This window comes from Streptomyces sp. NPDC028928, from assembly GCF_055564915.1.
Genome location: NZ_JBVHVI010000003.1, coordinates 136,688 through 161,480 on the forward strand (window position 1 = coordinate 136,688; position 24,793 = coordinate 161,480).

Consider the following 24,793-nt stretch of genomic DNA (forward strand, 5'->3'; position numbering starts at 1 on the left):
GGGGGTGGCTCTCTCCAGTACGGGGATGTGTGATCCCTAGGGTCTACCGCGAAGCGCTCCGGTGCCGGTGGGCCAGCGCCTCGTAGGACGCGGCGAGCGCCGGCGCCGCGGTCTCGTACGTCCGCTGCGCCACCCCCACGAACAGACAGTCCACCACCAGCAGCTGACTCGTCCGCGAGGACATCGCGGCGGGCCGCAGCTCGGTCTCCCGCGAGGTCGACGTGGTCAGCACCAGGTCGGCGTACTGGGTGACCGCCGAGTCGGGCCTGCCGGTGATGGCCACCGTGGTCGCCCCGTGCTCGAAGGCCACCCGGAGTGGCTCGATGACGTCCCCCGTGGATCCCGAGTGGGTGATCGCGATCGCCACGTCACCCGAACGGAGCTGCACGGCGTTGGTCACCGCGAGATGCGGATCGCTGTGCGCGTGGGCTATGAGCCCTATCCGCAGCAGCTTCTGGGTGAGGTCCTGGGCGACCAGCCCGGACGCCCCTATGCCGTACACATCGGTGCGGCGGGCGCCCGCGAGGGCGGTGACGGCCGCGCCGAGCTGCACGGTGTCGAGCCCGGCGGCGGTGTCGGCGAGGGTCTGCTGCTCCTCGTAGGCCAGCTTGGCGACGACGTCGGCGATGGGGTCGTCCACCGCGATGTCGGTGGTGATCGCGGGCGCGCGGCCGGACTGCTGCTGGGCGGCGAGCCCGGCGAGGGCGAGCCGCAGATCGCGGTAGCCCGGGTAGCCGAGCAGCCGGGCGGTGCGGACGACCGTGGCCTCGCTGGTGCCGGTGAGTTCGGCGAGCCCGGTGACCGTGAGCGCGGCGCAGCCGGCCGGGTCGCCGGCGACGGCCTCGGCGACGCGCTGCATGGACCGGGTCATGGACGGGGCGAGCGTGCGCACCTTGGCGGCGAGGGACCCGCCCGGGCTGCCGAAACTTTCCTTCACGTCCTGGGTCACGAATGAAAGATATTTTCGGTTCGGTGTCGCGGTCAAGAGTGCGCACAATGGGGTGCATGGACCCCATCAGCCCCCTGGAACAGGCGTTGCACGCCGCCCGCGCCCTCGTGCTCGCGGACCTGGTCGCGGGCCAGGTCGCGGAGGCGGACGTGGTGTCGCTGGTGGAGGAGTCCATCGCGCAGCGGCGCTGGTGGGTCGAGCAGTGGCCGGACGGCATGGCCTTCGTCGCCGGACTGGTCGCCCAGGACGTGCAGGACGCCCTGCTGGAGCGGTACGGCCGCTGGCCGCTGTGCCCGGTGTGCGGCTCCGGCGACCCGCACGCCCTGGACGTGGAACCGGAACTGGGCCCGGACCCGCACTGGGTGTGCCACAAGGCGGGCGTGAAGGTCGCCTCCGTCGGCTCCCTGTCCTCGGCCACCGGCGGGATGACGTCCTCGTGAGGCGCCGGTGACCCTCTACATCGACCCGCCCACCTGGCCGGGCCACGGCCGCCTGTGGTCCCACCTGGTGAGCGACGTCTCCTACGACGAACTCCACCTCTTCGCCGCCGGGTTGGGCGTCCCCCGCCGGGCCTTCGACAGCGACCACTACGACGTCCCGTCCCATCGGTACGCGGACGCGGTGGCGGCCGGGGCGGTGGAGGTCAGCAGCCGCGAGGTGGTCCGGCTGCTGCGGTCCTCCGGACTGCGCCGGCCCAAGGGTCTGGCTCAGCGGCGCACGTAGAGCAGCAGCCCCGCGTCCAGGTCGTAGGCGTCGCGGGCGGTGCGCTCCTCCTCCACCGTCGCCCGGGTGAAGCCCGCCCGGTCCACCACGCGCTGGGAGGGGAGGTTGTCGCGTTCGATCGTGGCGATGACCGTGTCGACGTCGTCCCGGGCCAGGGCCCACTCGGTCAGGGTGCGCAGCGCCTCGGTCGCGTAGCCGTTGCCGCGGGCGCCGGCGACGAGGTCGTAGCCGATCTCCACCCGGCGCTCGTCGTCCGGGGCGCCGTGGAAGCCCATGCCGCCGACCGCCCGGCCGTCGTCGGGCCGTACGAGGGCGAAGACGCCGAACTCGGGGCGGTGGACTCCGGCTTCGTACGCCTTCATCAGGTGGGAGCAGGCCTCCCGGGTGCCCTCGTACGGGCCGCCGTCGAGCCAGTCGAAGCCGCCCGTGCCGCCCAGGCGCAGATCGTCGGCGGCGGCCGGGCGGATGCCGGTGAGGGTGACGCGTCCGGCGGGGATGACGAGGTTGTTGTACCAGCTCCAGTCGGTGACCGGGGCGCGGCCGGGCAGCTCGCCGCGGCCGGTCGCCCACAGCAGGGTCGGCCAGGGCGCGGGGCCGGGCTGGACGTGCGGGAAGAGCCAGGTCAGGACGGATTCGGCGAGGTCGGCGGGGGGTTCGTAGGGCAGGCCGAGGCCGCGGGCGATGTCGTGGGTGTGCAGCAGCGTCTCGGCGACGCCCATCGCGGCGAAGCCCTCGCGGTCGGCGCTGCCGAAGCGGGCGGGGTGGAAGGCGCGTACGCCGGGCGGGGTGGCGCGGACGGTGGCGGCCAGCAGGGCGCCGGTCGCCTCGATCACCTGGAGCAGGCCCGCGTTGTCGGTGCCCTCGGGCAGGGTGATGCCCAGCGGGAGGCGGTCCTGGGCACGGCCGGCGAGGCGGCTCGCGTACGCGACGAAGTCCTCGGCGATGTGGAAGGCGGTGGTACGGCAACTCCACTCCATGCCGGCGGCGTCGACGGCCTCCCAGTCCCGGTCCAGCCCCGCGCGCAGTGCCGCCGTGCAGCCCGCGACGGCCGCCTCCACCTGGTCCCCGCTCATGGTCCGCATGCGCGCACAGTACGGGGGCGAGGCCCTCAGGTCGACAGCATTTCCAGCTCGGACGCGAGGTTGTAGCGGGCGGTGGCCTCCCAGTGCTCCCGGCCGTACGGGGTGCGGAACAGGCGGGGCAGGTCCAGGAGTTGGCGCAGCACCGCCGAACGGCCCTGGCGGAAGGCGTCGCTCGGGACGAAGTGGTACTCCTCGCGGACCTCGGCGGTGTACACGGCGTACGCCGACGGGGGCGCGGCCAGGATCGCGAGGTCGGCGTCGCACAGCACCTGGCCGTCGCGGTCGTCGTCGGCCGGGTCGTGCGTGACGGTGAGCCGGACCAGCCGGGCCACCTCGGCCGTCTTCGCGTCCGGCACCCCGGCCTCGGGCAGGGCGCGCTCGGCCAGCCGCGCGGACCGCTCCTCGTTCTCGGACCGCTCGGGGAGGTAGACCGCGTCGTGGAACCAGGCGGCCAGCCGGACCACGTCCGGGTCGTCCGCGTACGCCTCCAGGGTGTCGACGTGGTCGAGTACGGCGGTGAGGTGGGCCAGCGTGTGGTAGCGGCGCTGCGGCTCCTGCCAGCGGGCGAGCAGGTTGTCGGCGTACGGGGCGGGGTCGGGGCCGCCGGGGGCGCGGGCTGCTTCCAGGGCGCGGGCGAAGCGGAGGCGCAGGGCGTCGAGGTCGGCCATGGGGACCATTCTTCCGCGCCGGGCGGCGGCCGGCTGCTTCCCCGGGGCGGCTGTCCGTCCGTTTCCCGCGTGACGGCCCGCCCGGGTCGCCCCTAGCGTGGCCGTCATGACTGACACGCTGGAAGTGCGCGATCCCGAACTCCCCGGACGGCTGCTGGCCGTCGAGCGTGACGCCCTCGTGCCGCTGCTGCGGTCCCGGCCCGACTCCGACTTCGCGCTGCCGACGGCCGCGTGTCCGGGGTGGACGGTGCGGGATGTGCTGGCGCACTGCTCCGCCGCGCTGACGCGGGTGGTGGAGAACCGGTTCGAGAAGGGCGTCTTCTCGCCCGAGTCGAACGAGCGGGACATCGCCGAGCGGGCCGACTGGACGAACGCGCGGGTCGTGGACGAGCTGGAGCGGGGGATGACCGAGGCCGGGCCGGTGATCGCCCGGGGTGACGGGCGGCTGGACCTGCTCGCGCTCGGGGAGTGGGTGCACGCCGGGGACGTGCGGGAGGTGCTGGGGGAGCCGGGGGCGTACGCCGGGGCGGGACTGCGGGACGCGCTGGCCCTGCTGGTGCGGTCCACCCGGCTGAGGGAGCACGTGCCGCTCCACGCCGACCTGGACGACCTGGACGAGCCGCTGCGGCTCGGCGCGCCGGCCGCGGACGGTCCGCCCGCCCGGTACATCGGCGACGCCCCCACCCTCGTACGGCTGTACGCGGGGCGGCCGGTGACGGCGGCGGACTACGAGCTGGCGGGGGTGCGGGAGCAGGAGCTGAACATCTTCGGATGACCGGCGACACCATGGCGCTCCGGTTCCGGCGTACTCTTGAATTGGACTAGACCTGTAGTCGCCCGAGAACGCCGAGGAATGGGGTGCCATGAGCAAGCGTGCGGTCCTGGAGGTGATCGCCCTCGACGTCGAGGACGCGGTCGCCGCCCAGGCGGGAGGCGCGGACCGGCTGGAGCTGGTCACCGAGATGGCGGCCGACGGGCTCACCCCCGCCCCCGCCACCGTCGCCGCGATCCGTGCCGCCGTCGACATCGAGCTGCGCGTGATGCTCCGGCTCGCGGACGGGTTCGCCGCCGGTGACGTGGACCGGCTGGTCGGCGTGGCGGGCGAGCTGCGGCAGGCCGGCGCCGACCAGTTCGTGCTCGGCTTCCTCGCCGAGGACGGCGGCGTCGACCTGGCCGCGGTGGAGCGGGTCGTCGGCGCGCTCGACGGCTGCCGGTGGACCTTCCACCGGGCGATCGACCGGGCCGCCGACCGGGACGCCCTGCGCAAACAGCTCGCCGACCTGCCCGGCCTCGACACCTACCTCACCGCCGGCTCCGCCTCGGGCGTGGACGACGGCCTGCCCACCCTGCTCGCCGAGGCGGCCCACGACGGCGAGCCGGGGTACGAGCAGCAGATCCTGGTCGGCGGCGGACTGCGCCTCGACCACGTCCCGCGGCTCAGGGCCGGCGGGATCGAGGCCTTCCACATCGGCGGCGCGGCCCGCCCCGACGGCTGGCGGGGCCCGGTCTCGGCGGCCGCGGTCGCCGAGTGGCGTACGACGCTGGACGGGGTGGCCGGCTAGTTCTTCACCGGGTGCAGGCACAGCGAGGTCCTGCCGTTCACGCTGTACTCGAGGCGGGCCATGTAGTCGCCGTCCGCGCAGTAGCCGTCCTTCGGCTCGGTGATCTCGAACTGGGCGTCCGGGGAACCACAGGGGACGTTTCGGAGGTCCTGGTTGGTCCAGTCGCCGTCGTTGTGCGCGCACGCCCCGACCGCGAGCGGCTCGCGGTTCTGCCGGTGGTGGTAGTGCACCCCGGTCGGCTCGGACGACGTGCCGATCACCACGAGCACGGGTACGCCGACCAGCAGCACGGCGAGCCCGGCGAGCGGGATGAGGGCGAACAGCCCGGCCGGCCGCCGCAGCACCGGGCGGCCCGGGTCCAGCGGCGGGCGCCAGGCGGCCGTCGCCGGGGGCGGGAGCCTGCGGATGCGGGACAGGGCGCCGAGGTTGAGCAGCAGGGTGACCGGGGTGATGAACATCGACAGCGCACCCCACCAGCCCCGCACCAGGGTGTCCGCCTGCATCTTCCGGGCGACGGCCAGCCCGCAGGTGCGGCACAGCACGCCCTGGCGCCGCAGGAACCGCATGATCACGACCATGCCCTGATGCCCGCGCACCGTCACCGGTGCGGCGGGCATCGCACCGCACACCTCGCAGCCGGGGCCGGGCGGCTGCTGGTACGGGTACGGCCCCGGCTGCTGCTGCGGGAACGGATGCGGCGGGTACGGCGTGCTCAACAGGGGCCTTTCCACGGGGACATGCCGGAACGGCACAGCACCCTACCCGGCGAGCTGCGGCGGCAGCGGGGCCGTGTGCGTCACGATCAGGCCGGACACCGCCCGGGTCAGCGCCACGTACAGGCGTCGCAGGCCCGTGCGTTCGTCCGGCTCGCCGTCCACCACGGCCTGCGGCTCGTCCAGCACCACGTAGTCGTACTCCAGACCTTTGGCGAGCGAGGCCGGGACCAGGGTCAGCCGGGTCTCGCGGGTGGTCTCCTCACCGGGGGCGAGCCAGGAGATCCCGGCCTTCGCCAGGGCCTCGGCGAGAGCCGGGACGCGGGCGTCGGCCGCGATCAGGCCGGTCGAGCCCTCGTTGCGCAGCAACTCCTCGCACGCGGCGACGACTTCGGCCGTCTCCGTGGTCGTACGGACCTCGAAGAAGCCGGGGTTCTCCCGGACGGAGGCGACCGGGGTGAGGCCGGGCGCGATGTGCGGCAGCAGCCGGGAGGCGTACGCGATGACGTCCGTCGGCACACGGAAACCGGCGGTCAGCTCCTCGACGGCCCCCTCCGGCTTGCCGAGATGACTCAGGGCCTCCGCCCAACTCCGGGTCGCCCAGGGGGTCGTGCCCTGCGCGAGGTCGCCCAGCACGGTCGCGCTGCCGGTGGTGCAGCGGCGGCCGACGGCCCGGTACTGCATGGGGGACAGGTCCTGCGCCTCGTCCAGGACGACATGACCGAGCGAGGACGTGCGCTGGATCAGGTCCGCCGCCTCGTCGATCAGCACGGCGTCCGCCGCCGACCACTTGGCCGACTTCACGCTGCGCACCGGCCTGGCCCACAGGATCGTCTTCTGCTCGTCCTCGTCCAGGACACCGCCGGCGTGCTCGGCGAGGAACTCCGCGTCGGTCAGCAGCCGCAGCACCAGCTTGGCCGGGTCGACGGCCGGCCACACCGCCTTCACGGCCGCCTTCACCGCGCTGTTGCGGGCCACCGCGTCCTGCACCCGGTCGTCCGGCGCCTCCCCGGCCCGCTCCATCTGCACCAGCACCGCGTGCGCGATCCGCTGCGGCAGGGCCTCGCGGGCGGCGCCGTAGCGGATGTCCCGGGCCAGCAACTCCCGGACGATCTCCTCCAGTTCGTACGCCGGGACCCGCCAGCGCCGGGAGCCGCGCACGACCACCACCGGCTCGGTGGGCAGGGTCACGTGGGAGTACAGGGCGCGCCTGAGGACCTCGGCCATCCGGGCGTCGCCCTTGACGATCGCGGCGGCGGCCTCGTCCGTACCGCGCACCTCCACGTGCGCGACCAGGTCGTCCACGGTGGCCTGCTGCACGGTCAGCTCGCCGAGCGCGGGCAGGACCTGCTCGATGTAGTGCAGGAAGGATCGGTTCGGCCCGATGACCAGGGTGCCGGTGCGGGCGAGCCGCTCCCGGTGGGCGTACAGGAGGTACGCGACCCGGTGCAGGCCGACGGCGGTCTTTCCGGTGCCCGGGCCGCCCTGCACGCAGACCGTGCCGCCGAGGCCGCTGCGGACGATCTCGTCCTGCTCCGGCTGGATGGTGGCGACGATGTCCCGCATCGGGCCGACGCGCGGCCGTTCGATCTCCTGCTGGAGCAGCTTGCTGGTGGTCGCCGCCTCGGCCGGGTCGGAGAGGTGCTCGTCCTCGTACGCGGTCAGCTCACCGCCGGTGTAACCGAAGCGGCGGCGCAGCCCGACGTCCATGGGGTCCTTCTTGGACGCCCGGTAGAACGGCTGCGAGACCGGCGCACGCCAGTCGATGACCATCGGGTCGCCGTCGGCGTCGTGCACATGCCGCCGCCCGATGTAGAACTGCTCCCCTTCGGCGCCCTCGGCCTGCTCCGCGCCCGGTGCGTGCAGGTAGTCGAGCCGGCCGAAGAACAGCGGGGTGTCGCTGAGGTCGGCCAGCGCCTTGATCCGGTCGTCGATCTGACGGGCGAGCACCGCGGCGTTGACCCAGTTCGCCGTGACATCGCTGATGTCCAGGGCCTCCACGTCCTCCCGCATGGCGCGCAGGGCGGCACGGGACGCGGCGAGGTGGGCGCGCTCCCGGGTGAGGGGACCGTCGAGGGGGTCGTGGGCGGGCGTGGACAAGGGGGTGCCTCCGGTGGGCCTGCTGCGTGGGCTACGACGATGCCGTCCGGTTTCCGGCCGGACGGCGGCACTCCGAGAGGAGGCGGGCAAGGGCGGAGATTTTAGAGGAGGCACTCAGGGGCGGGCCAGCGAATTATCGGAGCCGTCCGCGCCCGCCGGCCGCAGCATCTGTGCCGTCGCCAGCCGCCGGTACACGGAACTGGTGACGAGCAGGTCCTCGTGACGTCCCTGCGCCGTGACCCGGCCCTCGTCCAGGACGACGATCCGGTCGGCGTGCTGGACCGTGGACAGCCGGTGGGCGATGACGAGGACCGCGCACTCCCGGGCGACGTCCCGCAGCGCGGCCGTGAGCGCGGCCTCGTTGAGGGCGTCGAGGTGGGAGGTGGGTTCGTCCAGCAGCAGCAGTGCGGGACGGGCGAGCAGGGCCCGGGCCAGGGCGACCCGCTGCCGTTCACCCCCGGACAGCAGGCCGCCGTGCTCGCCGACGGCGCCGTGCAGCCCGCCGGGCAGCCGCTCGGCCACCTGCTCCAGGCGGGCCAGCCGGACGGCCCGGCGCACCTCGTCGTCCGTGGCGTCCGGGCGGCTGTAGGCGATGTTGTCGCGCAGGGTGCCCGCCACCACATGGTTGCTCTGGTCCACGATCGCGAGCCGCGCCCGGCAGGCGGCGCGGCCCAGTTCCGCGGCGGGGCGCCCGTGGAAGCGGAGGAGTCCGGCATCGGGCTCGTAGAACCGGGAGACCAGCGCGAACACCGTGCTCTTCCCCGCACCGGAGAGGCCGACGAGGGCGACCTGGCCCCGCTGCGGCACGGTGAAGGTGACTCCGCGCAGCACCGGCCGGCCGGGCCGGTAGGCGAAGTGGACGTCGTGCAGTGCCAGGGCGGGTACGCCGGGGGCGGCCGGCGGGCATCCGGGTCCGGCGGGCGGGTCGCCCGGCTCCACCGGCAGTCCCAGGGTCTGCGTGACCCGCAGGTGGGCACCCATGCCCCGCTGGATCAGGCCGACCGCCTGGAACACCGAGGACAGCGGTACGACGAGGTAGGAGGCGTACAGGAGGAAGGCGACCAGGTCGCCCAGGGAGCGGCCCGGGCCGTGCACGCGCAGTCCGCCGACGACGAGGACCAGGAGGAACGAGCCCTGCACGGCCAGTTCGACCGCGCTGCTCATGACCGCGGCGAATCCCGCGGTGCGCACCCCGGCGGCACAGGCCCCGTCCACCCGGGTGCCGATCCGGGCCGCCTCCCGCCGCTCGGCCCGGTACACCCGGACGAGGGGCAGGGCACCCAGGGCGCGCTCCAGGTCGGCGGCGAGGGCGCCGACGGATTCCTGGGTGCGTTCGGCGGCGCTGCGGATGCCCTGGAGCAGCAGGGTGACCACGGCCGCCGCGGTGCCCACGGTGGCCACGACGAGCAGGAGCAGCAGGGGGTCGAGCCAGGCCATCAGGGCCAGCGCGCCGACGGAGACCAGGGTCCCGGTGATCAGGTTCACCAGCGCCTGGGCGACCATCTCGCGCAGCAGCGTGGTGTCGGCGGTGACGCGCGCGATCAGGTCGCCGACGCGCTGCCGGTCGTACTCCCGCATCTCCAGGCGCAGCAGCCGCCCCACCAGGTCGTGGCGCAGCTGCCGTACGACACCTTCGCCCGTCCGCTCCAGCAGGAAGCGGCCGACGGCGCCGGTGGCCGCCTCGGCGGCGAACAGGGCGGTGAGCATCAGCAGCGGCGGCCAGAGCGGCTGCTGCCCGCCGCTGGCCTCCACCGCGCGCCTGGCCAGCAGCGGCTGCGCGAGCCCCAGCGCGGCGGCGGCCAGGGCCAGCACGGTGGCCAGGGCCATCGCGCCGCGGTGCCGGGCGGTGAGGCGGCAGACGGCGAGCACCGTGGCCCGCGTGGACCGGCCGGTGCCGTCGGTGCCGTCCGGGCTCGGCGTCACCGTTCGGCCGGGCCGACGGAGAGCAGCGGGGCGAAGTAGCCGTCGGGCAGGTCCTCGCCCACCGGGCGGCCCTCCGCCTCCACCCAGGCGTGGGCGGTGAAGGGCGGTACGACGCTCGCTCCCGCGCACCAGGTCGGCCAGCTGCCGCCCAGCCGGCAGAGCAGGGCGGCCCCGAGGGACCGGGGCAGGCAGCCCTTGGGGCCCGCGCAGCGCAGGCTCACCGCGCAGACGGCGTCCCGGGCCAGCCGGGCCTGGGCCGCGGTGGCGGGGGCGGCGCCCCGGCGGAGCAGCCGCAGCACGGTGCGGATGCGGTGCGGCGGCAGCAGGGCGAGGACGAAGGCCGGCAGCAGGACCAGGCGGGCGGCGAGCCGCCGGCCGAGCGGGACACCGGTCGGCCGCTCCAGGGCGCTGGGCGTGGTCATACGGCCAGCCCGCCGGCGCGCAGCTGCTCGACCAGGGCGGTGACGTCGGCCCGCGCCCGCTCGGCGGTGACGTCGAACGCCTCGGTGATCGCGGCGGCGGCGGCCTCCTCGTCGCCGCCCGCCATGAGCGTGTCGATGACCAGGGTCGCGGTGGGGTTCAGCTCCCAGTACGCACCGGAGCGCTGGTCGAGGAGAACCGTGCCGTAGTCGGTCTTCGCGGTGCTGACGTCGGCTGCGAACCGCAGGGGCATGGGGGCCTTTCCTTTCGTTCGGCTTCACGTGTTCACGTGCGGACTCCGCCGCGTACGGTCGAGCGCGCGCAGCCACACCTCCGCGGCGATCGTGGAATAGAGGACGGCGTCCCGCAGGTGGCGGGTGGCGGGCCGCTCCGCCAGGCGGCGCAGGACGTCGCCGTCCACCAGCCCGAGCCGCTCCAGCCGCGAGTCCTCCCACAGCGCCATGAGGTCGCCGCGGTGCCGGCGCAGTCCGTCGGCCGCGTCCATGGAGGCGGCGGCCTTGTTGGCCCGCCGCAGGCACTGGTCGGGCACGATGCCGCGCATGGCCTCGGTCAGCAGCGGCTTGTACCGCCACGGGGAGACGCGTTCCGCGGGGCGGACGGCGAGGCAGGTCTCGATGACCCGGTCGTCCAGGAACGGCGAGGCCATGGGCAGCCCCTGGCGGGCGGCCATGTGGTCCCACTGGCGGATGATGCGCGTGCAGTCGCGGATCTGCTGGAGGTCGGCGTGCATGCCCCGGTCGGGGTGCAGGGGGCGTGCCTGCCGGGCGGCCGTGCGCAGCGCGGTCCGGGCCAGGTGTTCGGCCTCCGGGGTCACCCACTCGAACAGGCGGGGGCTCATGCCCCAGCCGAGGGCGGTGGTCACCGTCGGGGGCAGCGGGTCGCGCAGCCGGTGCTCGGTGTCCGCGAGCCAGGCGCCGTAGGACCGGGAGTCCGCCAGGGCGCCCAGCATGGGCAGGAGCGGCCACTGCCACAGCGCCTTGAAGCCGCGCAGCTGGCGCAGGGCGAACAGCGGGCGCCGCCGGGCCAGCCGGTGGTAGTACGCCTCGGAGCACCAGGCCACGTGGTCGCCGCCGATGCCCGTGAGGTGCACCCGGCTGCCGCGCTCGGCCATGGCGGGCAGGTGGTGCAGGACGCGGGCGCGGTCCATGACGCCGATGGTGGGTTCGTCCAGTACGTCGTCGATGCCGAGCAGTCCGGTGTAGACGAGGGGGGACTCCTCGGCGTCCCAGACGACGTGCTCGACGTCGGGCAGCGCGTCGGCGGCCCGCTTGGCCCACTCCAGGTCGGTGTCGGCCGGGTCGCGTCCCGGCCAGGTGGAGGCGATGACCCGGGCCGGTGAGCGGTCGGCGAGGAAACAGACCGAGGTGGAGTCCAGGCCGCCGGAGAGGTCGCAGCTCACCGTGGAGCCGTGCCGGGTGCGGGCGCCGACCGCCTCGGCGAGGACCTCCCGGACCCGGGGAGCGGCGGTGCGCAGCGGGACGACCGGTTCCGGGGGCGACCACCACCGGCTGTGCCGTACGCCGTGTCCGTCCGGCTGGAGGATCAGCGCGTCGTGCGGGGCCACGGCCGTGATGCCGGGCCACAGCGGCTCGTCGGACAGGGGGTGCGGGACCGGCCACAGCAACCGCACCGCCAGCTGCTGCGGCGCGGGCTCGGCGCCGAGGGCGTCGGCCAGCAGGTCGGCGCGGGACGCGGCCACCCGGGTGCCGTCGAGGTCGGCGTGGAAGACGAGGCGGAGTCCGGAGGCGGTGCCCTGCACCCGGATCCGCCCGTCGAGGGCGGCGACGAGGTGGAAGCTGCCGGGCAGCGAGCGCGCCCACGCGTCCAGGGCGGCCAGGTCGCGCAGGGAGCGGGCCACCCGCTCCAGTTCCGCGGTCCCGACCGGGGCGCAGCCGACGAGGGCGAGGGCGGCGGTGCCGGCCCGTGCGCTGACGATCTCCTGGTCGTCCCAGGTGCCGACGAGCCACGGCCGGCCGGAGGCGTGTGCGAGGGTTCGGGTGCCGGGGCGGGCGAAGGAGCGGGCCACGGCGGCCGCGTCCGCGCGGTCGGTGAAGACCGCGAACTGCGCGGTGCCGGGGCCCGTCCCCGCACTCTGGTGCAGATCAGTCATGACGTCGGGTCAGTGACCTTCGCCAGTCCGCCCGTTCAGTTCTTGCTCAGGATGAGCCGGTCGTTGCCGGAGCTCTGCAGGAGCCCGGTCTTCTTCCGGAACGAACCCAGACGGACCAGGGTCGGTGCTTCGTACGCCTTCTTCATGACCTGTTCTCCTTCACGGGGGTGTCGTCCGCCCGTCGAGGGCGGCTGACACCAGGGAGCCGGGAACCGGGGCGGTGCGGCAAGGGCGAGAAGAACAGTCGTATTGTCTGAAAAAAGGTAATGCTGACGTTGTGTTCGAATGTTGAACGAAGGGAAGGGGTGTGCGGGACGGGGTCGTGGCCGGGTGCGGTGGGGGCGCCGCCGGGTGTTGTGCGGCCCGCGACCGTGCTTCGGAGAGCGACCCCGGACTCGTCCTGGAGGCGGCCTCGAAACGCGTCATGACCGCATAGGGTCACGTCCGTGCGGAACCGGACGGCCCTGCTCCTCCTCGCCCTCTCCCTCGCCTCGTTCGTCACGCTGTGCGCCCTGCGCGGCGCGCCCATGGCCGATCTCCTCGTCTACCGGGCCGAGGGCGCGGCCGTGGCCCACGGCACCGACCTGTACGGCTTCACCGTCACCGAGTGGCGGCTCCCGGCGACCTACCCGCCCTTCGCGGCCGTCCTGTTCGTCCCCCTGGCCTGGATCCCGGTCACGGCCCTGAAGGCGGTCTTCCTCGCGGGCAACGTGCTCCTGCTCGCCACCCTGGTCGCGCTCTCCGCCCGCCTGGCCTCCCGCCCCCTCCCGCCGGCCGCGCTGTGCACGGCGACGGCCCTCGCCCTGTGGCTGGAACCGGTCTTCCAGACGCTCCTGTTCGGCCAGATCAACCTGGCCGTGACCTGCCTGGTCCTGGCGGACCTGACCCGGCCGCCCGGTGCCCGCGCCAGGGGGCTGGCCCTCGGGATCGCGGCCGGCGTCAAGCTCACCCCGGCGGTGTTCGTGGTGTACCTGCTGCTGCGGGGGCGGGTACGGGAGGCGGCGACGGCGGTGGCGGCCTTCGCGGGGACGGTCGCGCTCGGTGCCGTCCTGCTCCCCTCGGCGAGCGCGGACTTCTTCACCCGGCGGCTGTACGACACCGGCCGGGTGGGCAAGGCGTGGATCGTGGACAACCAGTCCCTGCGGGGGCTGGTCGCGCGGGTCCTCGGCGACCCGGAGCCGGGCCTCGCCTGGGCGCTCCCGGCGGCGGTGGTCGCGGCGGCGGGGCTGGCGCTGGCGGCCCGCGCCCGCAGGGACGCGCACGGCGTCCTGCTGACCGCGTTCACGGCCCTGCTGGTCTGCCCGGTCAGCTGGACCCACCACTGGGTGTGGTGCGTGCCGCTGCTCGCCGTGCTGCTCGCGGAGGGGCACCCCCGTACGGCGGCCCTGGCGGCCCTCGTCTTCACCGCCCGCACGATGTGGCTGGTGCCGCACGAAGGGGCCCTGGACCTGGAACTGCCGTGGTGGCAGCAGCCGTTGGCGGCCCCTTACCCCCTCCTGGTACTGGGGCTGCTGATCACGTGTGACAGCATGATCAGCCGTAATCCGACCCCTTCGAACGAGCAAACGGGGACACTGACATGGCTTTCTCGAAGCTTCCGCTCCGCAAGGCGGTGAGCGGGCTGACCGCCGCCACCGCCCTCGCCCTCACCGCCACGCTGATGGCCGCGCCCAGCGCCTCGGCCGCCAACCCCCGCGGATGCAAGAACATCGCGGACGAGACCCGCCAGATCACGCGGTGGGGCGACACCGTCATGCGCAGCGGCCCCGGCGAGAACTACCGCAAGAAGAAGGTCCTCTTCACCGGCGACACGGTCCGCGTGTACTGCCGGGCCTACAAGAGCGGCACCTACTGGTACTACGGCAAGAACGGCAAGACCAAGGGCTACGTCGACGAGTACGCCTTCTAACGGCCCTCGGCGAGGATCTCGTCCGCGTCCACGATCCGGTAGGCGTACCCCTGCTCGGCCAGGAAGCGCTGCCGGTGGGCGGCGAAGTCCTGGTCGATGGTGTCGCGGGCGACGACCGAGTAGAAGTGGGCCTGGTGGCCGTCGGCCTTGGGACGCAGCACCCGGCCGAGCCGCTGGGCCTCCTCCTGCCGGGAGCCGAAGGTGCCGGACACCTGGACGGCGACCGTGGCCTCCGGCAGGTCGATGGAGAAGTTGGCGACCTTCGACACCACCAGCACGCTGATCTCGCCCTCGCGGAACGCGTCGAAGAGCTTCTCGCGCTGCGCGTTGGAGGTCTCGCCCTTGATCACCGGGGCGTTCAGATGCTCGCCCAGCTCGTCCAGCTGGTCGATGTACTGGCCGATGACGAGGATCTGCTGCCCGGCGAACCGGCGGACGATCGCCTCGGTGACCTTCCGCTTGGTCTCGGTGGTCGCGCAGAAGCGGTACTTCTCCTCCGTCTCGGCGGTGGCGTACGCCAGCCGCTCGGAGTCGGTGAGGTTCACCCGGACCTCGACGCAGTCGGCGGGCGCGATGTAGCCCTGCGCCTCGATCTCCTTCCACGGGGCGTCGAAGCGCTTGGGCCCGATGAGGGAGAACACGTCCGACTCACGGCCGTCCTCGCGCACGAGGGTGGCCGTGAGCCCCAGCCGCCGCCGCGCCTGGAGGTCGGCGGTGAACTTGAAGACGGGCGCGGGCAGCAGGTGCACCTCGTCGTAGACGATCAGGCCCCAGTCCCGGGAGTCGAACAGCTCCAGGTGCGGGTAGACGCCCTTCCGCTTGGTCGTCAGCACCTGGTAGGTGGCGATGGTGACCGGCCGGATCTCCTTCTTCGTGCCGCTGTACTCGCCGATCTCGTCCTCGGTCAGCGAGGTCCGCTTCACCAGCTCGTGCTTCCACTGCCGGGCGGAGACGGTGTTGGTGACGAGGATCAGCGTGGTCGACTTCGCCTGCGCCATGGACCCGGCGCCGACCAGCGTCTTCCCGGCACCGCAGGGCAGCACCACGACCCCGCTGCCGCCGTGCCAGAAGTTCTCCACGGCCTGCTTCTGGTACGGACGCAGCGCCCAGCCGTCCTCCAGCAGCTCGATCGGGTGCGCCTCACCGTCGACGTATCCGGCGAGGTCCTCGGCCGGCCAGCCCAGCTTCAGCAGCGTCTGCTTGATCTGCCCGCGCTCGGAGGGGTGCACGGCCACGGTGTCCGGATCGATCCGGGCGCCGACCAGCGGGGCGATCCGCTTGGACTTCAGCACCTCCTCCAGCACCGGCCGGTCGGTGGTGGTGAGGACGAGTCCGTGCGCGGGGTGCTTGCTCAGGGTGAGGCGGCCGTAGCGGTCCATGGTCTCGGCGATGTCCACGAGCAGCGCGTGCGGCACCGGATACCGGCTGTACTGCACCAGCGCGTCCACGACCTGCTCGGCGTCGTGCCCGGCGGCACGCGCGTTCCACAGCCCCAGCGGCGTCACCCGGTAGGTGTGGATGTGCTCGGGCGCCCGCTCCAGCTCGGCGAAGGGCGCGATGGCCCGACGGCAGTCATCGGCCCGCTCGTGGTCGACTTCCAGGAGCAGGGTCTTGTCGGACTGGACGATCAGCGGACCATTCACGCGCGGCACACCCTTCCATCACGGCCAAACGTCCAGTGTGCCTCATCGGGCGGGGGTGCCTGAAGGGCTGCAAGATCGGCTGCGTCCCGGGGACGGCCTCAGTCGTCCGCCAGCTCGGCCACCCCGGTGATCCGGTGCAGGGGGTAGGTCCGTACCTCGTCGGACGTGTGGTCGTACGCCGTGACGAAGCCGCCCTCCACGCGGATGGGGGCGATGACGCGTTGGCTGGCGGCGCCGTCGGCGTTGACGTAGCCGATCCAGAGCGAGTCGCCGGTCAGGACGGCGGCCTGCATGGTGGCCAGGGTCTCGGCGGAGGAGGTGCGCGGCAGCTCGCCGCCCGCCAGGGGTTCGCCGACGGGCTTGCGCGGGGCGGTGGCGGCCAGGTCACCGGCCCGGATCGCGCGGATCGCCGCCGCGAGCAGCGTGGCGTCGGGCGGCGGCGGTCCCTCCGGTACCGGCTCCGGCGCGGTGCGCGGCGGGGTGCGGTGGGCGTGCGCCCGGGTGATCAGGACGTCGCCCTCGGCGGACTCGGCGGCGGGCGCGTACCCCATCGCGCGCAGACCCTCCAGCAGCGTCGCCGGGTCGGTCTGCGCCGCCAGCACGGTCGGCGCGAGCCGGCGCAGGCGCAGGGCGGCGCCCCGCTTGTCGGCGAGGATCTCGTTCAGCACGGTGTCGTCGTCGCAGCGGACGTACGCCGAGGCCGCGCCGACCCGCAGGTGGCCGTGTTTGCGGGCCACGTCGTCGATCAGGTAGGCGAGCGGCTGCGGGACCGGGGTGCGGGAGTGCTCGGCGAGGAAGGCGTGCAGGTCGGCGGCGGTCCGCCCGGCGTCCAGGGCGCGCCGGACCGAGGCCGGGGTGAACCGGTACACCGTCGCGCCGCCCTTGGACTCCACGTCCGCCAGCACGCCCAGCATGTCCGCGAGCGGGCGTCGCAGCGGGCCGGGCGCGACCGCGGTCAGGTCGGCCTGGAGCAGGACGTGGTCCAGCGGCTCGGGCAGCAGCGGGGCCAGCAGCCGGGCCGCGGCGGCGGTCGCGACGGCCTGCTCGGCGGCGGAGAGGGGGGCGAGGTGGGCGGGGGAGCGGTGGTGGTGCACCGGGAGTTTGTCGCCGGGACCGGCGGGCTCGGCGGAACCGGCGGCGGTGCCGTCGGCCTTCCCCGCCGGCGCCCCCAGCAGCGCGCGGCCGTGGGACGACAGGGCGCCCCGGCCGGTCACGCCCAGCACTTCCGCCTCCGACAGGGTCCAGCGGGCCAGCCGGGAGCGCAGGTCGTCCTCGCCGCCGTCCGGCCGGGCGCCCCGCAGCGGGCGCTCCCAGCGCAGCCGGGCCAGCACCGACTCGGTGTCCGGGGCCGCGCCCCGGTCCAGTCCGGCCAGCAGGGACAGCACCCGGTGCCGTACCTCCGGCGCGGCGGACCGGTCGAGGCCGGGACCGAGCGCCGACAGCGTCCGGTCCTTCGTGTCCCGCCCGCCGACCAGCCCCGGCGTGCGGGTGGCCGTCAGCCACGCCTGGGCGAGCCGTGCCCAGCGCTCGGCCGGGGGCTGCTCGAGCCACTCGTCGTAGGCGGGCGTGGCCGCGTACCGCTCGTCGGCCTCGCCGTCGGAGGCGATCAGGCCGGCCGCGTAGGCCAGCTCGGCCCAGAAGGCGGCGACCGGCTCCGAGACGTCCAGTGCCACCGCGGTCCGCTTCAGGTCCCGGACGCTCAGCCCGCCCGCCCGCAGCACCGCGGGCCCGCCCTCGTCCCAGTCCTTCAGCAGCTCCTCCACGGTGGCCAGCGCGGTGTACGCCTGCCCGGCCGCGGTGGCGTCCACCACCTGGGGGGAGTGGGTCGCGGCCGGTGCCACGGCGGGCGGCAGCGGCTCGGGCGTACGGTGCGCGCGGCCCTCGCGCAGGTGCAGGGCGACCTCGCGGGGCAGGACGACCGTCCCGGGCGCGGTCGGCAGCAGCAGACCGCGGTCCAGCAGCCAGCGCAGATGGGCCGCCGGATCCGCGGTGACCTGCCCGTACGGCGGCCCCCACACCAGCCGGGACAGCACCTCGCGGGCCGCGTCCGGGGCCCCGGCGAGCAGCTTCGTCATCTTCCCGCGGTTGGTGAACAGCGCGGTCAGCGCGGCCACGGCCGACACCGAGTCGTGCGTCGACGGCAGCCCGGCCGCCGCCACGATCTCCTGGATCCGCCCCGGCGACATGCCCGAGGTGGCCTCCTGCACGGTCGGTCCGAGCCCGGTCGGCGACGGGTGCTGCGGCGACGGCGCGAGCAGCTCGCGGGCGGTCCGCACCAGCCGCAGCCGGTCGTCCGCGCCCCACACCAGCGCCTGTTCGCGCAGGGTGCCGACGGCCCGCGGCAGCGCGCCGGCGACCGTCTCGTCCCCGGCGTCCCCGGCCATCAGCGCCAGCAGCGTGTCGTACGACACCGGGTCCGGGGCCACGGCCAGCGCCTCCGCCGTCTGCAGCGCGAACCGGTCCAGCCGCTCCAGGGCGCGCAGCACCGAGGCCCGCGTACCGGCGCGGGTGGCGAGCTGGGTGAGATCGGTGGGGACGGGGGTGATGAGGTCGGGGCGGCTGCGCAGCAGCGCGGCCAGGGAGGCGTCGTCCCGCGCGCGGAGCGCCTCCGCGAGGGACCGAGGGGCTGAGTGGGCCTCGGGGCTCATCCGGCCAACGGTAGCGGAATTCCATATGCCGAGGGCATCCCGCGAGAAGCGGTACGGTCCTCACCGGGGATTGAAGTCGGCGCACCCCGGAGGGGCTTGTCGTGGGGATCGAGAGCGACCAGGTCGTCTACGAGTATCTGAGCCGCGTCGGAGACATCGCTCAGCAACGGCAGCTGCCGTCCGCCACACGGATGCGGCTCGTGTCGCAGCTGCGCAACGAGATCGACCGGTACCGGGCACAGGCGACGGTGGACTCGCCCGCCGCCGTCCGCCGCATCCTGGACCGCCTGGGCAGCCCGGACGAGGTGGTCACGGCGGCCGGCGGCACCGGCGGTGTCCCGCAGCCGCCCCCCGCCGCCGTACCGGCGCAGCCCTCCTCCCGGGAGCGGGCGCCGGAGCCGGCGGAGCGGGAACGGCCGAAGGGACTGCGCCGGGTCGTACCGCGCCCGCGCCCCGCCGAGCCCGAGCGGCCCGCCCCGAGCGACACACCGGCCCCGCCGCACCTCGCCCCGGCGCACGAACTCGGGGACGGCACGGCACCGCCCGACTGGTGGCGCGTGGACACCGCCGGCCCCCTGGCGGACACCGACCCGGTGCCGGGCTTCGTCGGCGGCGTGGAGATCCCGGACCTGCTCAAACGGCCGCCGGGGGAGGCCGAGGGGGCTGCCGAGAAGGCCGCCGAGAAGGCCGCCGAGCCGGCACCGGCGCCCACGGCGGCGGCACCGGAACCCGCCCCGCGCCGCCGGCTCCTCCCCGGCCCCGCCGCCGGCTGGTCCAACCCCCTCCTGCTGCTGGCCGCCGCCGCGCTGGTCGCCGGCACCGTACTCGGCAACTGGTTCGCCCTGCTCCTCGGCTGGGCCATCGCCTACGGCTCCCGCCGGCTGACGGCCGCGGAGACCAAGTGCGCGGTGATGGTGCTACCGGGTACCGCGGTCGCGGCCGGCCTGGTGTGGCTGTGGGGCCGCAACGACGGCCGCTGGGGCGAACCGATCGCCCGGGGCCACATGAACGACGCGGTGGGCGAGACGTGGCCGTGGGTGGTCAGGGGCGCGGCGTTGGCCTCGGCGGTGTACCTGGTGTGGCGCTCGCAGCGGAAGGGATAGCGCCGGTGCGCGGGGGCGTGCCCGCGCCTGTCGACGGCACTGCAGCCGGCTGGCCGGCGGCACCCGGCACAATGTCCCCCATGGCCTCCACGACCCTCACCGTCGGCTTCGACCTCGACATGACCCTCATCGACTCCCGGCCGGGGATCCGCGCCTGCTACGTGGCCCTGGCCGAGCGGACGGGGACGTTCATCGACGCCGATCTGGCGGTGACCCGGCTCGGGCCGCCGCTCGTGGAGGAGCTGATCCACTGGTTCCCGGCCGACGAGGTGCCGGCGATGGCCGATCTGTACCGGGAGATGTACCCGTCCATAGCCATCGCCGCGACGCCCGCGATGGCCGGCGCCCGGGAGGCGATCGACGCGGTGCGGGCGGCCGGCGGGCGGACGATGGTCGTGACGGCGAAGTACGAGCCGAACGCCAAGCTGCACCTGGCCCACCTCGGCATCGAGCCGGACGTGGTCGTCGGTGACCTGTGGGCCGAGCAGAAGGCGGCGGCGCTGCGCGAGTACGGCGCGGGTGTGTACGTCGGCGATCACGTCGGAGACGTGCGCGGGGCCCGTGCGGCGGGTGCGTTTTCGGTCGCCGTGGCGACCGGTCCGTGCCCGGCGGACGAGCTGCGGGAGGCCGGCGCGGACGTCGTGCTGACCGGCCTCGCCGACTTCCCCCGGTGGCTGACCGGTTACCGCGAGGCGCCGGGGACCGCCCTCCGCGCCTGACGCCGTCCGGCGGCGACGGACCGCAGGACACCGGCACCGGCGAGCAGGAATCCGACGGCCATGAGCATGCTCAGACCGAACATGTACGTCGGAAAAGGCTTCGTTCCGAGGAACAACGGGGCCACCGTGACGAGGGTGGCCACGGCGCCGAGGAAGAAGACGACGGCACCGGCGCGGATCAGTCGGTCACCGGGCGCGGCGGAATTCGTTTGGGTTTTGTCACGCACCGGACCAGGGTAGTTCCCTGCGCGAGAGAACAACCGGGGGACGTCTTGTCACCCGCCCCAAGACCATTAGCCTTGGTAGCGCTTGGTATCGGCGGGTCGTGGTCGACCCGCTCTAGTGCTATCAAGAGCCGTTTCCGAAGTAGTTTTCCCAACGAGTACGAGGACGAGGACAGACGTGCCTACCGGCAAGGTCAAGTGGTTCAACAGCGAGAAGGGCTTCGGCTTTCTCTCCCGCGACGACGGCGGTGACGTCTTCGTCCATTCCTCGGTTCTCCCCGACGGAGTCGATTCGCTCAAGCCCGGACAGCGCGTGGAGTTCGGGGTGGTCGCCGGTCAGCGCGGTGACCAGGCGCTTTCGGTGATCGTGCTCGACCCGACGCCGTCGGTCGCCGCCGCCCAGCGCAAGAAGCCGGACGAGCTGGCATCGATCGTGCAGGATTTGACGACTCTTCTCGAGAACATCACTCCGATGCTGGAGAAGGGCCGTTACCCGGACAAGGCCTCCGGCAAGAAGATCGCCGGCCTGCTCCGCGCGGTCGCCGACCAGCTGGACGTCTGACCCCGTCGCCGACGGAATCCGGAAGCCAGGAATCCGTCAGGGGAACGCGAGCGCACCCGGGCCGAGGGGCGGCACGAGCCCCTCGGCCGCCGCGCGTGTGAGCAGGCCCCGGACCGCGGCGTAGCCGTCCTCGCCGAGGTCGGCGGTGAACTCGTTGACGTACAGCCCGATGTGCTGGTCGGCGACGGCCGGGTCCATCTCCTGGGCGTGTTCCATGACGTAGGGCCGGGAGGCCTCCGGGTCGTCCCAGGCGGCCCGTACCGAGGCGCGGACGGAGTCGGCGAGCCGGGTCAGCGCCTCGGCGCCCAGGGAGCGCTTGGCGATGATCGCGCCCAGCGGGATCGGCAGCCCGGTGGTCCGCTCCCAGTGCTCACCCATGTCGGCGAGCTTGTGCAGCCCGTAGTTCTGGTAGGTGAACCGGGCCTCGTGGATGACCAGGCCCGCGTCCACCTTGCCGTCCCGCACGGCCGGCATGATCTCGTGGAACGGCATGACCACGATCTCGCCGACCCCGCCGGGCAGGGTGTCCGCCGCCCACAGGCGGAACAGCAGGTAGGCGGTCGACTTCTCGCTCGGCACCGCGACCGTACGGCCCGTCAGGTCGACCCCCGCCTCCCGCGTGAGCACCAGCGGCCCGCAGCCCCGCCCCAGCGCACCGCCGCACGGCAGCAGCGCGTACGCACCGAGGACGTACGGCAGAACGGCGTACGACACCTTCAGCACGTCGAACTCGCCGCGCTCGGCCATGCCGTTGGTGATGTCGATGTCGGCGAAGGTCACGTCCAGCGCGGGGGCGCCGGGGACGCGGCCGTGGGCGAGGGCGTCGAAGACGAAGGTGTCGTTGGGGCAGGGGGAGTACGCGATCCGAAGCGGCTCACTGGTCATGTGCGTTCCAACTCTCCAATGCGGGCGCGAGCTTCCCGAAGCCCTCGGTGAGGGCGGCGAGGGCGTCACCGATGCGCCAGGCGGCGCGGTCGCGGGGCCCCACGGGGTTGGAGACCGCGCGGATCTCCAGCACGGGCACACCGTGTGCGGCGGCCGCCTCGGCCACGCCGAAGCCCTCCATGCCCTCGGCGAGCGCGCCGGTGTGCCGGGCGCGCAGGGCGGCGGCGCGAGCGGCGGTGCCGGTGACCGTGGAGACGGTCAGGATCGTGCCGGTACGGGCCCCGGTGGCCTCGGAAACGACTCGTACGACTGATTCCGGCGGGTGATGGGTGACGGTCCCGAACCCGAGTTCGGTGACCGGGAGGAAGCCGTCGGCGGTCTCGGCGCCCAGGTCGGCGACGGTGATCGCGTCGGCGACGACGAGCGAGCCGAGGGGGGCGTCGGGCTGGAAGCCGCCGCCGATGCCGGCCGAGACGACCAGGCCGTAGGGGCGGCCGGCCAGCGCGGCGGCGGTGAGGGCGCCGGCGACGGAGGCGGCGGCGAGCGCCGGGCCGACCCCGGCGGCGAGCAGGTCGAAGCCCGCGGCCGTACGGAGCAGGGACCCGCCCGGCAGCCGTACGTCCTCGGTGGGCCCGGGCAACGCCCGCGCCACCGCGTCCCGCTCGACGGGGACCGCGGTGGCGACGAGGACCGGCAGGGACGCCGTGGTCAGTCCTTCGCCTTCTTCAGCTTGAAGGTCCACAGACCCTTCTTCGTCTTGTCGCCCATCTGGATCGCGAGCGTGTTGGTCTCGCCCTGCGTGCCGTACTGGACGTTGAAGAACGCGCTGCTCGGGATCGTGCGGTACGTCTCCTTGCTGGTGTCGCTGAACTGGCGGCCGTTGACCAGCACGATCCAGCCCGCGTCCGCGATCTTCGGGTCGACGCCGATGCGGACGGTCTCGTCCTGGCCGACCTCGATCGACTTGGCGTCACCGGCCTTCTTGATGCACTTGTCCAGCGATTCCTGGTCCAGCGCCTTGTCGTCGTTGTAGCAGAGGGCCTCGGAGTTGACCGAGTCCCGGCCGACGGTGAGCGTCGCGACGGGCGTCGGCTTCTCGCAGGCGGACAGGACGAGCAGTCCGGCGGAAACGGCGCCGGCGACGGCGACGGCGCGGCGGCGTCGCACAACGGATTGCAGCGTGGTCATGGCCGAAGGCTATCGGGCACCCGGAGCCGCCCGCCCACGTGGGGTACGGCGTGCCCGGTTCGTTACGCCAGCCGATGCCACCTTGGATCCGGACCCGCCGTCACGCCACCCGGGGCCGGGCCCGGCCGCCGTGCCGGGCCGAGGCGAGCAGTCCGCGCAGCGTGCCCAGCCAGCCGACGGCCACGAACGCGGCGCCGACCAGCAGCCCCACCGTGCCGTTGAGCGGCATCACGATGCCGACCGCGCCGCCGAACACCCACGCCATCTGGAGCAACGTCTCCGAACGGGCGAACGCCGAGGTGCGCACCAGCTCCGGCACGTCCCGCTGGATCAGCGCGTCCAGCGCCAGCTTGGCCAGCGCCTGCGCGAACCCGGCGACCGCCGCCAGACACGCCACCAGGAACGCGCCGAAGAATATGGCGGCGACGACCCCCGTCCCCAGCACCACCGCCACGACGGTCACGATGATGATCTCGGGCGCCCGGGACCGCAGCCACGCCCCCACCGCCGTACCGAGGGCGTTGCCCGCCCCCGCCGCGACCCCCACGATCCCCAGCGACACCGCCGCGCTCTCCCCGGTCAGCGGGTGCTCGCGCAGCAGGAAGGCGAGGAAGAAGATCAGGAAGCCGGACAGGCAGCGCAGGGCGGCGTTGGCGCCGAGCGCGTGGGTGACGGCGGGCCCGACCGTGCGCAGCCCCGGCCGCTTCACCTGTTTGCGGTGCGGCCCGCGCAGATGCTGCTCGTCCGCCGCGAGCAGCGCCACGTCCTCCCCCTTCGCCGAGTCCACCTTGGGCGGCAGGGAGAACGACAGAAACGTCCCGGCAGCGAAGATCACGAAGGCGCCGTAGAGCGGCCACGGATCGCCGAGCGCGTGCAGCCCCGCCCCCACCGGGGCGGCGGCACCCGTGGCCAGCAGCCCCGCCAGCGTCACCCGGGAGTTGGCCTTCACGAGCGAGAACCGCGGCGGCAGCAGCCGCGGTACGACGGCACTGCGCACCACGCCGTACGCCTTGGACGCCACCAGCACCCCCAGCGCGGCCGGGTACAGCTCCAGGCTGCCGCTCGCCACCGCCCCCGAGATGACCAGCGCGAGCAGCGCCCGCGCCAGCATCGCCCCGGCCATCGCGGCCCGCCGCCCGTGCGGCAGCCGGTCGAGGAGGGGCCCGATGACGGGCGCGAGGACGGTGAAGGGCGCCATGGTGATGGCCAGGTAGAGGGCGACCCGCCCCCGCGCCTCGTCCGTCGGCACCGAGAAGAACACCGTGGACGCGAGCGCCACGGTGACCATGACATCCCCGGCGCCGTTCACCGCGTGCAGCTCGATCAGCTTGCCCAGCCCCGACTCGCCCGCGCCGTGCGCGTGCGTGGCCCTGCGGATGCCGCGGGCCGCGCCGGTGACCGGGAGGTGCAGGGCACGGCCGACCGAGCGGACGGCACCACCCACCCGGCCCGAACCGCCGCCCCGACCACTTGCCCTGTCCGCGGCTGTCACGACGTTCATAGTGCCCCGAGAGACGGCCTGATAGTGCGGATACGGCGCGCGTGGCGCCGGACGAGGCGCGGGAGGGGACGGGCGGGTAAGGAGGCGGGTGGGAATATCCACGAATCCCGTCCGGTGTAGCGTGCCTATCTCAGCCATAA

26 protein-coding genes are annotated in these 24,793 nt (G+C 74.0%); 9 read left to right on the top strand and 17 right to left on the bottom strand.

Features of this window, described 5'->3' with window-relative positions:
• Positions 1–43: 43 nt before the first annotated feature.
• On the bottom strand, positions 44–949 hold the full coding sequence (locus ACZ4U1_RS09690) for a MurR/RpiR family transcriptional regulator (RefSeq protein ID WP_467901669.1): 906 nt from the start codon (positions 947–949) through the stop codon (positions 44–46).
• A gap of 56 nt (positions 950–1,005) precedes the next feature.
• Here ACZ4U1_RS09690 and ACZ4U1_RS09695 point away from each other — a divergent pair, with 56 nt between their 5' ends.
• Entirely contained in the window at positions 1,006–1,389 is a 384-nt protein-coding gene (locus tag ACZ4U1_RS09695; protein WP_467901670.1) for a hypothetical protein, read from the top strand.
• Between the two features lie 7 nt (positions 1,390–1,396).
• Entirely contained in the window at positions 1,397–1,672 is a 276-nt protein-coding gene (locus tag ACZ4U1_RS09700; RefSeq protein WP_467901672.1) for a DUF4031 domain-containing protein, read from the top strand.
• Here ACZ4U1_RS09700 and ACZ4U1_RS09705 read toward each other — a convergent pair.
• Both ACZ4U1_RS09705 and ACZ4U1_RS09710 read right to left on the bottom strand, forming a co-directional pair.
• Positions 1,657–2,745 carry a GNAT family N-acetyltransferase gene (locus tag ACZ4U1_RS09705; RefSeq protein WP_467902258.1) on the bottom strand — a complete coding sequence of 363 codons (1,089 nt, stop codon included), beginning with the start codon at positions 2,743–2,745 and terminating at the stop codon, positions 1,657–1,659. The two genes, ACZ4U1_RS09700 and ACZ4U1_RS09705, sit on opposite strands and share 16 nt — an antisense overlap.
• A gap of 35 nt (positions 2,746–2,780) precedes the next feature.
• Positions 2,781–3,422: an HD domain-containing protein gene (locus ACZ4U1_RS09710; protein ID WP_467901674.1), complete on the bottom strand. Its 642-nt coding sequence runs from the start codon at positions 3,420–3,422 to the stop codon at positions 2,781–2,783.
• A gap of 106 nt (positions 3,423–3,528) precedes the next feature.
• Here ACZ4U1_RS09710 and ACZ4U1_RS09715 point away from each other — a divergent pair, with 106 nt between their 5' ends.
• Positions 3,529–4,197 carry a maleylpyruvate isomerase family mycothiol-dependent enzyme gene (locus tag ACZ4U1_RS09715; RefSeq protein ID WP_467901676.1) on the top strand — a complete coding sequence of 223 codons (669 nt, stop codon included), beginning with the start codon at positions 3,529–3,531 and terminating at the stop codon, positions 4,195–4,197.
• A gap of 88 nt (positions 4,198–4,285) precedes the next feature.
• Complete coding sequence (locus ACZ4U1_RS09720; RefSeq protein ID WP_467901678.1) at positions 4,286–4,984, top strand: copper homeostasis protein CutC; 699 nt, start codon at positions 4,286–4,288, stop codon at positions 4,982–4,984.
• Here ACZ4U1_RS09720 and ACZ4U1_RS09725 read toward each other — a convergent pair.
• The 7 genes from ACZ4U1_RS09725 to ACZ4U1_RS09755 form a co-directional block, all read right to left on the bottom strand.
• The gene (locus tag ACZ4U1_RS09725) at positions 4,981–5,700 is read right to left on the bottom strand and encodes an LppU/SCO3897 family protein (protein WP_467901680.1); all 720 of its coding nucleotides are present in this window, start codon (positions 5,698–5,700) and stop codon (positions 4,981–4,983) included. The genes ACZ4U1_RS09720 and ACZ4U1_RS09725 overlap by 4 nt on opposite strands.
• 42 nt (positions 5,701–5,742) lie before the next feature.
• Positions 5,743–7,797 (bottom strand): HelD family protein, encoded by a 2,055-nt coding sequence (locus tag ACZ4U1_RS09730; RefSeq protein WP_467901682.1) that lies wholly within the window; start codon positions 7,795–7,797, stop codon positions 5,743–5,745.
• 114 nt (positions 7,798–7,911) lie between these two features.
• A complete protein-coding gene (locus ACZ4U1_RS09735; RefSeq protein ID WP_467901684.1) occupies positions 7,912–9,720 on the bottom strand; it encodes an ABC transporter ATP-binding protein in 1,809 nt (602 codons plus the stop codon).
• The gene (locus ACZ4U1_RS09740) at positions 9,717–10,142 is read right to left on the bottom strand and encodes a lasso peptide biosynthesis B2 protein (protein ID WP_467901686.1); all 426 of its coding nucleotides are present in this window, start codon (positions 10,140–10,142) and stop codon (positions 9,717–9,719) included. The genes ACZ4U1_RS09735 and ACZ4U1_RS09740 overlap by 4 nt, the downstream gene beginning before the upstream one ends.
• Complete coding sequence (locus tag ACZ4U1_RS09745; protein ID WP_467901688.1) at positions 10,139–10,393, bottom strand: lasso peptide biosynthesis PqqD family chaperone; 255 nt, start codon at positions 10,391–10,393, stop codon at positions 10,139–10,141. The genes ACZ4U1_RS09740 and ACZ4U1_RS09745 overlap by 4 nt, the downstream gene beginning before the upstream one ends.
• Positions 10,394–10,417: 24 nt before the next feature.
• Complete coding sequence (locus ACZ4U1_RS09750) at positions 10,418–12,271, bottom strand: lasso peptide isopeptide bond-forming cyclase (RefSeq protein ID WP_467901690.1); 1,854 nt, start codon at positions 12,269–12,271, stop codon at positions 10,418–10,420.
• A 35-nt stretch (positions 12,272–12,306) separates the two neighbouring features.
• Entirely contained in the window at positions 12,307–12,417 is a 111-nt protein-coding gene (locus ACZ4U1_RS09755; RefSeq protein WP_358921535.1) for a keywimysin-related RiPP, read from the bottom strand.
• A 300-nt stretch (positions 12,418–12,717) separates the two neighbouring features.
• Between ACZ4U1_RS09755 and ACZ4U1_RS09760 the strand changes: the two genes are divergently transcribed.
• Both ACZ4U1_RS09760 and ACZ4U1_RS09765 read left to right on the top strand, forming a co-directional pair.
• Positions 12,718–13,887, top strand: a complete 1,170-nt coding sequence (locus tag ACZ4U1_RS09760; RefSeq protein ID WP_467901693.1) for a glycosyltransferase 87 family protein — start codon at positions 12,718–12,720, stop codon at positions 13,885–13,887.
• Positions 13,851–14,180, top strand: a complete 330-nt coding sequence (locus tag ACZ4U1_RS09765; protein ID WP_467901695.1) for an SH3 domain-containing protein — start codon at positions 13,851–13,853, stop codon at positions 14,178–14,180. Before ACZ4U1_RS09760 ends, ACZ4U1_RS09765 begins: the two co-directional genes overlap by 37 nt.
• Here ACZ4U1_RS09765 and ACZ4U1_RS09770 read toward each other — a convergent pair.
• A complete protein-coding gene (locus tag ACZ4U1_RS09770; RefSeq protein WP_467901697.1) occupies positions 14,177–15,823 on the bottom strand; it encodes a DNA repair helicase XPB in 1,647 nt (548 codons plus the stop codon). The genes ACZ4U1_RS09765 and ACZ4U1_RS09770 overlap by 4 nt on opposite strands.
• A 98-nt stretch (positions 15,824–15,921) precedes the next feature.
• The gene (locus ACZ4U1_RS09775) at positions 15,922–18,471 is read right to left on the bottom strand and encodes a helicase-associated domain-containing protein (protein WP_467901698.1); all 2,550 of its coding nucleotides are present in this window, start codon (positions 18,469–18,471) and stop codon (positions 15,922–15,924) included.
• A gap of 101 nt (positions 18,472–18,572) precedes the next feature.
• Between ACZ4U1_RS09775 and ACZ4U1_RS09780 the strand changes: the two genes are divergently transcribed.
• A complete protein-coding gene (locus ACZ4U1_RS09780) occupies positions 18,573–19,574 on the top strand; it encodes a hypothetical protein (RefSeq protein WP_467901700.1) in 1,002 nt (333 codons plus the stop codon).
• A gap of 80 nt (positions 19,575–19,654) precedes the next feature.
• Positions 19,655–20,293, top strand: a complete 639-nt coding sequence (locus tag ACZ4U1_RS09785; RefSeq protein WP_467901701.1) for an HAD family hydrolase — start codon at positions 19,655–19,657, stop codon at positions 20,291–20,293.
• Here ACZ4U1_RS09785 and ACZ4U1_RS09790 read toward each other — a convergent pair.
• Entirely contained in the window at positions 20,257–20,520 is a 264-nt protein-coding gene (locus ACZ4U1_RS09790) for a hypothetical protein (protein WP_467901703.1), read from the bottom strand. The two genes, ACZ4U1_RS09785 and ACZ4U1_RS09790, sit on opposite strands and share 37 nt — an antisense overlap.
• A 175-nt stretch (positions 20,521–20,695) precedes the next feature.
• Between ACZ4U1_RS09790 and ACZ4U1_RS09795 the strand changes: the two genes are divergently transcribed.
• Positions 20,696–21,079 (top strand): cold-shock protein, encoded by a 384-nt coding sequence (locus ACZ4U1_RS09795; protein WP_467901705.1) that lies wholly within the window; start codon positions 20,696–20,698, stop codon positions 21,077–21,079.
• A gap of 36 nt (positions 21,080–21,115) precedes the next feature.
• On the opposite strand, the gene ACZ4U1_RS09800 is transcribed toward ACZ4U1_RS09795, so the two are convergent.
• From ACZ4U1_RS09800 to ACZ4U1_RS09815, 4 genes are all read right to left on the bottom strand, one after another.
• The gene (locus tag ACZ4U1_RS09800; protein WP_467901706.1) at positions 21,116–21,964 is read right to left on the bottom strand and encodes a 1,4-dihydroxy-6-naphthoate synthase; all 849 of its coding nucleotides are present in this window, start codon (positions 21,962–21,964) and stop codon (positions 21,116–21,118) included.
• A complete protein-coding gene (locus ACZ4U1_RS09805; RefSeq protein ID WP_467902260.1) occupies positions 21,954–22,661 on the bottom strand; it encodes a futalosine hydrolase in 708 nt (235 codons plus the stop codon). The genes ACZ4U1_RS09800 and ACZ4U1_RS09805 overlap by 11 nt, the downstream gene beginning before the upstream one ends.
• Before the next feature lie 11 nt (positions 22,662–22,672).
• Positions 22,673–23,152: a DUF2771 domain-containing protein gene (locus ACZ4U1_RS09810; RefSeq protein ID WP_467901708.1), complete on the bottom strand. Its 480-nt coding sequence runs from the start codon at positions 23,150–23,152 to the stop codon at positions 22,673–22,675.
• Positions 23,153–23,252: 100 nt separating this feature from the next.
• Positions 23,253–24,653, bottom strand: coding sequence for an MFS transporter (locus ACZ4U1_RS09815; protein ID WP_467901710.1), 1,401 nt, complete (start codon positions 24,651–24,653; stop codon positions 23,253–23,255).
• Between the last annotated feature and the right edge of the window lie 140 nt (positions 24,654–24,793).

Excerpts from the sequence above, each read along its gene's own strand:
- ACZ4U1_RS09765 (WP_467901695.1), top strand. The coding sequence starts at position 13,851 with ATGGCTTTCTCGAAGCTTCCGCTCCGCAAGGCGGTGAGCGGGCTGACC.
- ACZ4U1_RS09740 (WP_467901686.1), bottom strand. The coding sequence starts at position 10,142 with ATGACCACGCCCAGCGCCCTGGAGCGGCCGACCGGTGTCCCGCTCGGC.
- ACZ4U1_RS09720 (WP_467901678.1), top strand. The coding sequence starts at position 4,286 with ATGAGCAAGCGTGCGGTCCTGGAGGTGATCGCCCTCGACGTCGAGGAC.
- ACZ4U1_RS09705 (WP_467902258.1), bottom strand. The coding sequence starts at position 2,745 with ATGAGCGGGGACCAGGTGGAGGCGGCCGTCGCGGGCTGCACGGCGGCA.
- ACZ4U1_RS09715 (WP_467901676.1), top strand. The coding sequence starts at position 3,529 with ATGACTGACACGCTGGAAGTGCGCGATCCCGAACTCCCCGGACGGCTG.
- ACZ4U1_RS09750 (WP_467901690.1), bottom strand. The coding sequence starts at position 12,271 with ATGACTGATCTGCACCAGAGTGCGGGGACGGGCCCCGGCACCGCGCAG.
- ACZ4U1_RS09755 (WP_358921535.1), bottom strand. The coding sequence starts at position 12,417 with ATGAAGAAGGCGTACGAAGCACCGACCCTGGTCCGTCTGGGTTCGTTC.
- ACZ4U1_RS09775 (WP_467901698.1), bottom strand. The coding sequence starts at position 18,471 with ATGAGCCCCGAGGCCCACTCAGCCCCTCGGTCCCTCGCGGAGGCGCTC.
- ACZ4U1_RS09695 (WP_467901670.1), top strand. The coding sequence starts at position 1,006 with ATGGACCCCATCAGCCCCCTGGAACAGGCGTTGCACGCCGCCCGCGCC.
- ACZ4U1_RS09745 (WP_467901688.1), bottom strand. The coding sequence starts at position 10,393 with ATGCCCCTGCGGTTCGCAGCCGACGTCAGCACCGCGAAGACCGACTAC.
- ACZ4U1_RS09810 (WP_467901708.1), bottom strand. The coding sequence starts at position 23,152 with ATGACCACGCTGCAATCCGTTGTGCGACGCCGCCGCGCCGTCGCCGTC.
- ACZ4U1_RS09800 (WP_467901706.1), bottom strand. The coding sequence starts at position 21,964 with ATGACCAGTGAGCCGCTTCGGATCGCGTACTCCCCCTGCCCCAACGAC.
- ACZ4U1_RS09785 (WP_467901701.1), top strand. The coding sequence starts at position 19,655 with ATGGCCTCCACGACCCTCACCGTCGGCTTCGACCTCGACATGACCCTC.
- ACZ4U1_RS09710 (WP_467901674.1), bottom strand. The coding sequence starts at position 3,422 with ATGGCCGACCTCGACGCCCTGCGCCTCCGCTTCGCCCGCGCCCTGGAA.
- ACZ4U1_RS09815 (WP_467901710.1), bottom strand. The coding sequence starts at position 24,653 with ATGAACGTCGTGACAGCCGCGGACAGGGCAAGTGGTCGGGGCGGCGGT.